This is a genomic window from Thermomonas sp., from assembly GCF_025993755.1.
Lineage (GTDB): Bacteria > Pseudomonadota > Gammaproteobacteria > Xanthomonadales > Xanthomonadaceae > Thermomonas.
Window position 1 is genome coordinate 1 of sequence record NZ_JAMQHN010000178.1, and the last position, 9,877, is coordinate 9,877.

Below are 9,877 nucleotides of genomic sequence, written 5' to 3' on the forward strand. Positions count from 1 at the left end.
ACTCCGTCCGGGGAACGGACGGAGGGTGACGGGAGGTGGCTCAGTTTTGGACGGAAATCCCTAGCCGATGTGGCTCAGTTTTGAGCGCAAATCAACAGTCAGGACGCTGTTCGCGCTGGGCAATCTGTGGATGGCGCGCAAACATCTTCTGGCTTCGGCGGGATAGGTGCGCCCTGAGGGTGTGCAGAGGCCGCCAGAAGCGGCGGCCACGGGTGAAAACCACCTGCGAACCCGCACAAAAGCGGTGGATGCCATCGTCATCGCGCCGTGCGCGCCGCGAAAAAACCGACAGCGTCACTGGCGGTTGTTAATCAGGCGATCCCTAGAGTCGCATTTTGCATGATGCGGTGCGGGACCGTTCTACGAGCTCCGGCTTTGTGTGCTCAACAACACATCACAAAGGGCCCCAAACACAGTCAATGTGCTGTGGCATACTGGATGGCATACCGCAACGTGTTGAAAAGAAAAAAGCCCCTAAAAATCAGGGGCTTAATTCAGGTGACTGGCGGAGAGGGAGGGATTCGAACCCTCGGTAGGCTATAAACCTACGCCTGATTTCGAGTCAGGTACATTCAACCGCTCTGCCACCTCTCCGGAAGTGGGCCGCAAATGATACGGGGACGGCGGTTGCCGGGCAAGGCATGGCGGCCGTCCGGATCGTTCCGAACGGGCGCTTCAGCGCCAGTATTCGGCGATCCAGCGCGTGGGGCGCACCTTGCGGAACCACTTGCCGCTGCGGCCGGCCAGCGCTTCGTCGGGGTGCGGGTGGCCGTGGAAGGCGATCACGGCGGCGCCTTCGGGAATCTTCGGAGTGCCGAACCAGCCCAGTGGCGCGGGGATGCAGTGGCGCTTGAAACTGCGTACCCATTCGGCCGGCCAGTAGCGCAGCTTGCCTGCGGCGGCCAGCGTGCCGGTGACGAATTCCTGCTCGTTGCGCACTTCGCCCAGAACCCTGGCCTGATCCTTGCGCAGGATGTCGAGCAGGCCCGACTGCGCGCCGGCTTCGAAGCGATAGACCGAGGTGTTGCCGGTGCCGTCGCGCTTGTCCCATTCGCGGATGACCAGGAATTCGCCGTCCGGTTCGAAGAAGCGGTCGAGCGAGCCGACGATCACCACATCCAGGTCGATGAACAGCGTGGTGCCGGTCAGGTCGTGCAGCGGATTGGCGAAGCTCGTCACCTTGAGCCAGCCGTGCCCGCGGACCCAGGGCACGCGCATGTCGAAGTCGGGAATGCCGATGGCCGGAATGTCGAACACCTCGATGTCGGGGTCGATCCCGGTGCGGTCGTCGGTGAGACAGACGAAACGATGTTCGCGCGCCAGGTTGCGCTTGACCATCGAGCGCAGACGGTTGACGTATTCGGGCCCGTACTTGGCGCCCCATTTGATGCAAAGCACGTTGATCATCAAGGAAGGATAGAGCAATGCCCGCGGGGAAGGTAGACTCGCGGGGATGGCCCATCTGGACCCCAACGAGCACCTGACGCCGTTCCATGACGCGCATGGCTACGGCGCGGTGCTGTTCGACCGATCCCAGGTCCGCCAACCGGATCCCGCCTGGTTCGACCCGGCGCACTGGGGCGATGCGGCGCAGCCGGTGGCGGGTAGCGGACGCGGTGGTGCATGGTTCATCGACCTGGGCGAGGGCGAGGCGTTCCTGCGCCATTTCCTGCGCGGCGGGCTGGTCGCCAGGTTCAATCGTGACCTGCATTTCTGGCGCGGAATCCAGCATGTGCGCAGCTTTTCCGAATTCCGCCTGCTGCGTCAGTTGCGCGCGAAGAAATTGCCGGTGCCGATGGCGTATGCGGCGTGGTATCGCCGCGAGGGATTGCAGTACCGCGCCGCGATCCTGATGCAGCGGCTCCCGAACGTGCGTTCGCTGGCTGAACTGGCGCACAGCGAGGACGTGCCGTGGGAGGCCGTCGGGCAGTTGGTTGCGCGCTTCCATCGTGCCGGCGTGGATCACGCCGACCTCAACGCGCATAACCTGCTGTTCGATCCGAAATGGCACGGCTGGATGATCGATTTCGATCGTTCGCGGGTGCGCATCATCGCTTCCGGTTGGCGCGAGGCCAACCTGCTGCGCCTGCGTCGTTCGCTGCGCAAGGTGCGCGGCAAGCGTCCGCTGGCCGACGTCGATGCTGGTTTCGCGCGACTACGCGATGGCTACGAAAAGACCTGGGAAAAGGGGATCTGATGCCCCGGTCGCGCCGGAAAGGCGGCGGCCCCGCCGGCTGACCTCGGCGCCCGCATCAGTCGATACCGTTGCTGCCTTCCGGCCCTGGCGGGGTTTTCGACCTAGCGTCGCGAGGGGCCGACGGGGCCACCATGGAGCCCGGCGTTTCGGCGCGTACCGCGCTGCCGGGGGCGCACAGTTTACATGGTGCAGGCACGTATAGGCGACCTGTTTTCGCCTTTTGGCCCAGCGGAGCCTGACCCTCAGCGCCCGGTTTCGTCGAAGTAATCGCCGTCGATCCGAGAGTCAAATTCCATTCACGCAATGGGTATTACTTTTCCGACCGTCCATGCAGCGGCGGCCGATGCACATCTTGTCGGATCTGTGGAGATGGGCCCGCTGTACGAGAACCGACTCTCTTTTCAAGAAGTAGGTGTCCCATGAATACCAAGTTCATTCTCATCGCGACATCAGCAGGGCTGGCGCTTGCGTCTGCGCGGTGAGCCATGCGCAGACTGCCGCACAGTCCGGCGAAGTCAAAGTCGAGGCCATCACGTTAAAGCAAAAAGTCCAGATGAGCGAAGATCAAGCGCTGAGGGCGGGCGATGCGGCACATGCGTCAGAATCGCAGGGATCAAGCGCCCCTCCCAACGCACCCGCACCCGTCGAATCGGCTCAAGGGGTACCACTCAAAGGGATTGGCGTGCCATTGGGAGGCAGAGCATCAAGAGCGCAATCGGACGACTTGCATGCTCCCCCCGTGACTCAGCGATCTCGCTTGCGGGGCATTTTCAAGTTGACACCCGAGTCAAGATCCAGAGCAACGCCGGAGCAGAACCACGACGGGTCGCCCCTTCCGTGAAAGGCGGACATGCGTGGTGGCCGTCGCAATCTGCAGAGTCGAACCCCGCGGGGAACTTCATCTGCCGTCTCTCCGCCAGATACGCAAAACGCCCCTGAGGGGCGCTTTGATCGGGTGTCGTGAGAGGGGGATAGACTCGGGCCATCCATGGCCCTCGCCCTTCGGGCAGCCTGCGGCTGTCCTGATTCGCTCCCGGCGAATCAGTCGAACCCCGCGGGGAGCCTCATCCGTCGTCTCCCCGCCAGATACGCAAAACGCCCCACGAGGGGGCGCTTTGCGTATCTGGCGGAGAGAGGGGGATTCGAACCCCCGAGGCGGGGTTTAGCCGCCTACACACTTTCCAGGCGTGCTCCTTCAACCACTCGGACACCTCTCCTGAAACTGGATACCGGGGCTGGCTGCCCCTCGGGATGTGCGGTACTTCGTCCCGGCGACCGTGATGCGTGGTTTGCGGATCGCGCCGGGTTGCGAATTCTAGCCTTCGGGCGACTTTGGCACAATGACCGCCATGCCGTCGGGCGGGTGCGGCTTGTGTGTTCGGTGCCGGACAATGGGCGAATTGGCGGAGCGGGCACGGCTCCCGGCAGCGTGTGACCCGATGCGTCTCGAACGGTGAGACGCGACGGGTGCAGGATGGAGGCAGGGCGTTGACGGGCAGGAAAACGAATGGCAAGGGACGACGAAATCCCCGGGCGGGACGGCGATGCGCGATGAGTCGCTGGACAACGGCCTGATCCTGTTGCGTTCCAGTCGGCTGGAGGCGCTGCTGGATCCGCTGCTGGAATTGCTGGAGCAAACCCGTCCCGACAACCCGCTGGCGCCGCAGACGCTGATTGCCGCCCACCCGGGCGTGAAGCAATGGCTCACCGGCGCGCTGGCCCGACGCGTCGGCGCGGGCGGGATTGTCGCCAACCTGGACGTGAAGTTGCCGAGCCGCTGGCTGGACGACTTGTCTATCGATCTGCTGGGCGAACGCGCCGTGGCCCTGCCCAAGTACCGCCGAGGGCACCTGCGCTGGACCTTGCACGCGCGGCTGGGCGATCCGGAGCGGCATGGCGTCAGCGATCGGCGGGTGTTGGACTATCTGGGCACCGGCTCCGGGAGGAGTGCGGACGAGCTCGCGCTGCGCCGCTTCCAGCTGGCCGATCGGCTGGCGCGGGTGTATTCGCAATATCTGGTGTATCGCAGCGATTGGCTGGACGCATGGCAGGCGGGGAAGTTCACTTTCGCTACCGCCAGGCAAGAAGATCCCGCGCTGCGGGTGCTGGAGGCAGGGTGCCTGGCGCCGCTGTGGAAATCCCTGTCCGATGCGCTGGGCGAGCATCGTGGGCGGCTGGTGGAGGAACTGGTCAAGGTTCTTGGGAACTCGGGCGATGCGCTGCCGCCGTTGCACGTGGTCGGCCTGTCGCATCTGCCTTCGGTCGAGCTGTCGGTGCTGCGGGCCTACGCGCAGCGGGCGCCGGTGTTCCTGTACGTCCCCGACCCCTGTCGTGAGTTCTGGGGTGGCCTCCGGAAAGCGTCGGAGCGGGGGGGCTGGCGGTTGCTCGATACGGCCGAGTGGAAGGCTTGGTGCGATGAGGAAGAGCAACTGCTGAAAAATCCGGACGCGGCAGGCTGGCGAGAACAGACGCACCCGCTGCTGGCGCGCTGGGGACGCCTTGGGCAGCATTTCTTCTCCGCGCTGGTCGACGGCGAGGTGCGCGAGGACATCCGCCATTGGCAGGACGAGGCCTCGCCGGAGCCGCGCAATCGGTTGCAGCGCCTGCAGGAAAGCATCCGTCGGCTGCAGCCCGAGTTGCTGAAGGAAGACCCGACGGCCGCCGATGCCGCTGCCGATGCCAGCCTGCGCATCCATTCCTGCCACACGCGCCAGCGCGAGCTGGAGGTGCTTCGCGATGCCCTGCTCGATGCGATCGAGCGTGAGCACGTGGGCGCCGGCGGCATCGTGGTGATGGCGCCCGATATCCAGGCCTACGTGCCGCTGATCCGGGCGGTCTTCGGAGAACCGGGATCGGCACGCGAACGCCTGTTGCCGTACCACCTGGCCGATGCGCCGCCATCGCGGAGTCACCCGCTGCTCGCGGTGTTCCAGGCTTTGCTGGGGATGGGCGGCTCCCGCGTCACCGCGCCGGAGGTGGCCGATCTGCTGGCCGTGGCCGAGGTGCGCCGGGCATTGAAGCTGGATGAAAACGACGTTGGCGTCCTGATCGAGTGGCTGCGCGACAGCGGCGTTGCCTGGGCGCTGGATGGCGACCACAAGCGGGCCCTTGCCCTGCCGGCGCGGCCGGAAAACAGCTTCGCCTGGGCGCTGGATCGCATGCTGGCGGGTTATCTGATGGCCGACGCCGCAAACGGTGACGGTGAACAGGGCGTCAGTCTGCCCGACGGCACCGAACTGCTGCCGATGGCCGGCATCGACGGCCCGTCCGCCGCTGCGCTGGGCGGGCTGGATCGTCTCTTGTGCGAATTGCAGGCGTGGCGCGACCTGGCGCAGTCCGAGCGCAAGGCTGGCGAGTGGGCCGTGATGTTGCGCGCACGCGCGGATGCGCTGCTGCGAATCGACCCCAGGGACGCCAGTGCGCGCGCGGCGATGTCGGTGCTGCATCGGGCCATCGAACAGATCGCCACCGAGCCGGAACGCAACGGGGAAGAACCGACGCTGCGGATGCAGGTAGTGCGCGAGTTGCTGGAAGAATCGCTCGGCTCCGCCTCCGAGCGCCAGCGTTTCCTGCTGGGCGGCATCACCTTCTGCGGCATGGTGCCGCAGCGCGCCATTCCGTTCGACGTGATTTGCGTGCTGGGGCTGGACGAAGGCGCCTTTCCGCGTCGGTCCGCCGATGGCGGCGTCGACCTGATGACACGCATCCGCCGCATCGGTGACCGCGATGTGGCAGGAGACGACCGCTACCTGTTCCTGGAAACCGTCATGTCCGCGCGCAAGCGGCTGCATCTGTCCCATGTCGGTCAGGGCGTGCGCGACGGCAAGCGCCGCAATCCCGCCGCGCCGCTGGCGGAACTGATGGCCGAGCTGGACCAACACGCCAAAATCGCGCCAGACAACGAGGAAATCGCACGGCCGTGGCTGGTTCGACACCCGCTGCAGCCCTTCGATGCGCGTTATTTCGATGGCGAAAATCCGGCGCTGTTCTCGTACTCCGCGGCGTTCGCCGGGATGGCCGGCGCGGGGCGCGAACCGCCGCGGCGGTTGCACGATCCGGCGCAGCCGCTGGCCGTGGCGCAGTGCGATGTCTTGCCCCTGGACTTGCTGGCAGCCTATTTCAAGGATCCGGCCAAGGCGCTGCTCCAGGGAAACCTGCATCTGGCGCTGGATGGGCTGGATGCGGACGAGCGCCTTCCCGAGGACGAACCGTTGGACGCGGTGGCGCGCATCCACGTGACGGCGCGGCGGGTGTTTTTGGAGCATGTGCTGCCGCGCAAATGCGCGGATCCGGATTGGGCGTGGGACCGGCAGTCGCCGGCCTGGCTGCGCCTGGGCGGGCTGCTGCCGCTGGGCGAGATCGGCGCTTCGGCGTGGGAGACGGAAGCCGCGGCCGTGGACGCGTTGTGGTCGCGCGTCGCTGACAGCGCGCGTTTCGATGCGCGCGGGGCAGGCGGTGGCAAGACGCTGCGTGTGGACGTCCTGTTGCGGCAGCCAAGCGATCCGGAGGCGGAACCGGGCCTGCCGCAGCGCATCGCCGGCAAGGTCCGGAACATCTATCCGCTGCGGGATTCGGAGGCGGGCGTGCAGGTCGTGTTCGCGTTTCCCAGCGCGGATGCAAAGGGCAAAGGTCTCAGGAAGCCGGACGCATTGGGCTTCCATCACCTCGTCCCCGCGTTCCTGCAATGGGCGCTGCTGCGGCTGCAGCGCAGCGACGACGCATCGCCCGTGCCTGTGCGCCTGACCCTGTTGGCGGATGGGGAGCCCGACATGGGGATTCGCATCAATGCATGGGATGCCGGCTACTGCGACGCCGATCCGGCCACGCGCGCCGGCATGGACGCCGAGCTGCGGCAACGCTTGCGTGGTCTTGTTGCGCTGTGGCGCGAGGGCATGGCGGGGACGTTGTGGTTCTATCCGGCAACGGCATGGTCGGCGATGCGTGAGGAAGCCAAGCTCAGGGGGAAAATCGGCCGGGGCGAACCGGAGGGCGATGCGACGGCATCGGAGGACTTGCTGCCCATCGTCGCGGGAAAAATCGCTGGCCGGTGGGCCGGCGGCTCCGATGGCCATTCGGGCGAGCGCGACTATGCTCCGGGCTACGCCGCCTTTCTCGAGGGCGATCTGATGTTTGGCGATCCCCACAGCGATCCGCGTGGTGCCGCGCTGAAATCCCTGCTCGACACTGCGCACCGGATCAATGCGCTGATCCTTCTGGACGCCGGCAACACGAGCGCACAGCCGGCAGGAGGCGCGGCATGAGCCAGACGAACCTCTGGACCGCGCTCCCGCTGGAGGACGGCGGCCGTAGCCTGGTCGAGGCCAGCGCCGGCACCGGCAAGACCTGGACCATCGCCGCGCTCTACCTGCGCCTGCTGCTGGAGCGGGAGTTGACCCCTCGGCGGATCGTGGTCAGCACCTTCACCAAGGCCGCCGCCGCCGAACTGGCCGAACGCCTGCGCGGCAAGCTGCTGTGGGCGCTGGCCGAAGCGAAGCATGTTGCCGATGGGGTTGCGGAGGAAGCGGATCCGCCTTCGGACCGGCAGTGGCTCCGGAACCGGTGGCGCGACGGCAACGGCCGGATGGAGCGCGACGTGCAGCGCCTGCAGGCCGCGCTGGCCGAATTCGACGCCGCCCCGATATCCACCCTGCATGCGCTGTGCTCGCGCATCCTCGCCGAGCATCCGTTCGCCGCGGGCGCCTTGTTCCGCGGGCGCGAAATCATCGACGGCAAGATGCTGGAAAGATCGCTGGCCGACGATCTGTGGCGCGTCGTCCAGCAGGGAGACGATGCGGATGCGCTGGCCGTGCTTGCGCGTGCGGCGGAAATCGATCGCGGCACGCTGAGGAAATATCTTCCGGCGTTGCTGCAGCCGGACGTGGACGTGGGGCCGCTTGATTCCGGGAGCTTGGCCACGGCGGTTGCCGATGTCGTTGGTGACACGGCGCGCTGGATTGCCGAGGTGCGGGAAGTGAGCGCCGCGGGGCTGCTCAATGGCAAAGGCCGGCTTGGGAAGGGCTGGCGTGCGCTGGCCGATGCGCTGGAATCGTCAGCTGCGAATCTGGCGGACGTTCTTGTTGAATATCGCAAAGACCTGCTGGAGGCCCCATCCCTGAAGGGCGTCAACGATGCGGGCAAGATCAACGAACGGGTGCTGAAACTGGTCGAACTGTCTCCCAGGATCGCCGGTGCCGTTTTGCCGCTGCAACTGGACATGGCATCGCAAGCCCCTCTCCGCAGCTTCCTCGCAGCGGCGCAGCTCTGGTGCCGGAACGCCATGCAAGTTCGGCTGGATGCGGCCAACCAGTCCACGTTCAACCAGATCCTTGTCTCGGTGCGCGACGCGCTGCAGCCGCACGAGGGCCAGCGCGCGCTGGCCGACGCGCTGTTCGCCGAATGGCCGGTGGCGTTGGTGGACGAGTTCCAGGACACCGATCCGATCCAGTTCGGCATCCTCGATGCGATCTATCGCACGGAAGATGGAGCCCCGCGCGGGCGACTGGTGATGATCGGCGATCCCAAGCAGTCGATCTACCGCTTCCGCGGCGGCGACGTGCAGACCTACGAGCGCGCCAAGTCGAAGGTGCCGCTGCCGGATCGGCTGAAGTTGGACACCAACCACCGATCCAGCCGCGGCTATGTCGCCGCCCTCAATCGGTTTTATGCGGTCACGGGACGGAAGCTGGGGAACGAGACCTCATCGACCACGATCGCTTGCGAAGACGTGCAGGCCAGTGGCCGGCAGGACGCCACGCCGCTGTGCTCGAAGCGGGATGGCCAGCCCATCGGGAAGCCGCTGGTGCTGCATGAACTGGATGCCGGAGCGAACGCCGAGGATCTGGAATTCCGGGCCCTGGAAACCTGCGCCGGGCAAATTGCCTGGGCATTGTCCGAAGACGGCTACTGCATTGGCGACCGGCCGCTGCAGCCGGGCGACATCGCGGCCCTGCTGCCGAACAATGCACAGATTCGCAGGCTCTCGGTCCTGCTGAAGGCGCGCGGAGTGCCCTGCGTGGCGACCTCGCAGACCAGCGTGTTCGATGGCGCTGCCGCACGCGAGCTGCGGCTGGTCCTGCATGCCCTGCAGCATCCCGACGATGCCGGCGCCCTGCGCGCCGCGATGGCCACCCGCCTGGGCGGCGCCGGATTGCGCGACCTGCAGGCGCTGGACCTGGAGGCATCGGCGTGGGACGGGCAGACCGCCCGGTTCCACGCGCTGCGATCGAGCCTGGAGCGTGGCGGCCCGCTGGAGGTGGTGGCAAGGCTGCTGGAGCAACAGGCGCCGCGCCTGCTGGAGGCGACGGACGGCGAGCGTGTGCTTACCGACCTGCGCCACCTGGGTGAATTGCTGCAGGAAGCATGGTTGGAATTGGGCGGCGGCGAGCGGCTGGCGGCGTGGTTCGCCGACCAGATGGACGGCGACGCCGAGGGCGGCGATGCCGCCGATGCGCGCGCGCTGCGCCTGGAGTCGGACGCGGATCGGGTCCGGCTGATGACCCTGCACGGCAGCAAGGGGCTGGAATTCGGCGTGGTGTTCCTGCCGTTGATGTGGAAGCACAACCGCTCCAGGCTCTCTGCAAGCGGTGCCCAGCTGCTGTCCGACGACAAGGGCAGGTGCAAGCACCTGGTCATGGGTCCGGCCAGGGATTCGGTCGTGCAGCAGGAATTCGAGGAACGCTA

4 protein-coding genes, 2 tRNA genes and 1 other RNA gene are annotated in these 9,877 nt (G+C 66.4%); 3 read left to right on the forward strand and 4 right to left on the reverse strand.

What is annotated here, in order from left to right; genetic code table 11:
- Positions 1 to 503: 503 nt before the first annotated feature.
- Both Q0X16_RS12760 and Q0X16_RS12765 read right to left on the reverse strand, forming a co-directional pair.
- Positions 504 to 594: transfer RNA gene (locus Q0X16_RS12760), tRNA-Ser, on the reverse strand.
- 81 nt (positions 595 to 675) lie between these two features.
- Positions 676 to 1,407: a hypothetical protein gene (locus Q0X16_RS12765; protein WP_297835112.1), complete on the reverse strand. Its 732-nt coding sequence runs from the start codon at positions 1,405 to 1,407 to the stop codon at positions 676 to 678.
- A gap of 46 nt (positions 1,408 to 1,453) precedes the next feature.
- On the opposite strand from Q0X16_RS12765, the gene Q0X16_RS12770 reads away from it, so the two are divergent.
- Positions 1,454 to 2,197, forward strand: a complete 744-nt coding sequence (locus Q0X16_RS12770) for a 3-deoxy-D-manno-octulosonic acid kinase (protein WP_297835115.1) — start codon at positions 1,454 to 1,456, stop codon at positions 2,195 to 2,197.
- 27 nt (positions 2,198 to 2,224) lie between these two features.
- On the opposite strand, the gene ffs is transcribed toward Q0X16_RS12770, so the two are convergent.
- Both ffs and Q0X16_RS12780 read right to left on the reverse strand, forming a co-directional pair.
- An RNA gene (gene ffs, locus Q0X16_RS12775) (signal recognition particle sRNA small type) lies at positions 2,225 to 2,321 on the reverse strand.
- Between the two features lie 1,000 nt (positions 2,322 to 3,321).
- Positions 3,322 to 3,414: transfer RNA gene (locus tag Q0X16_RS12780), tRNA-Ser, on the reverse strand.
- A gap of 327 nt (positions 3,415 to 3,741) precedes the next feature.
- Between Q0X16_RS12780 and recC the strand changes: the two genes are divergently transcribed.
- Positions 3,742 to 7,458 (forward strand): exodeoxyribonuclease V subunit gamma, encoded by a 3,717-nt coding sequence (gene recC / locus Q0X16_RS12785; RefSeq protein WP_297835118.1) that lies wholly within the window; start codon positions 3,742 to 3,744, stop codon positions 7,456 to 7,458.
- A partial coding sequence (locus Q0X16_RS12790; protein ID WP_297835120.1) for a UvrD-helicase domain-containing protein occupies positions 7,455 to 9,877 on the forward strand: 2,423 nt, incomplete at its 3' end. The genes recC and Q0X16_RS12790, both read left to right, overlap by 4 nt.

Excerpts from the sequence above, each read along its gene's own strand:
- recC (WP_297835118.1), top strand. The coding sequence starts at position 3,742 with ATGCGCGATGAGTCGCTGGACAACGGCCTGATCCTGTTGCGTTCCAGT.
- Q0X16_RS12770 (WP_297835115.1), top strand. The coding sequence starts at position 1,454 with ATGGCCCATCTGGACCCCAACGAGCACCTGACGCCGTTCCATGACGCG.
- Q0X16_RS12765 (WP_297835112.1), bottom strand. The coding sequence starts at position 1,407 with ATGATCAACGTGCTTTGCATCAAATGGGGCGCCAAGTACGGGCCCGAA.